Source organism: Flavobacterium potami (assembly GCF_020026915.1).
GTDB classification, from domain to species: domain Bacteria; phylum Bacteroidota; class Bacteroidia; order Flavobacteriales; family Flavobacteriaceae; genus Flavobacterium; species Flavobacterium potami.
This window is the reverse complement of the sequence record NZ_JAINUY010000109.1, coordinates 1-255: the sequence shown is the minus strand read 5'-3', so window position 1 is coordinate 255 and position 255 is coordinate 1. Positions and strand designations below refer to the sequence as shown.

Annotated in this window: 1 protein-coding gene; it reads left to right on the top strand. The window is 53.7% G+C overall.

Going from position 1 to position 255, the window contains the following annotated elements; translation table 11 throughout:
• The coding region (locus K6T82_RS24465) for a hypothetical protein (RefSeq protein WP_420828336.1) at positions 1 to 255 on the top strand (255 nt) is incomplete at both ends.

The following is a 255-nucleotide window of genomic DNA, read 5'->3' as shown; positions in this document are numbered from 1 at the left end:
CCAGTGCGAAACGGCTACGGCGACCCTTGCGGGTAACGCGCCTACGGTTGGTACTGGAACGTGGACACTGGTAAGCGGTGCGGGAACAATCACTACGCCATCATCAAATACATCAGGAGTAACGGCTTTGGGCTACGGTGCTAACGTATTCCGTTGGACCATCAGCAACGGCAGCTGTACATCGTCGAGTTCTGAGGTGACCATAACAAGAAACCAAACCCCTACTGTTTCCAACGCAGGATCAAACCAGACCCA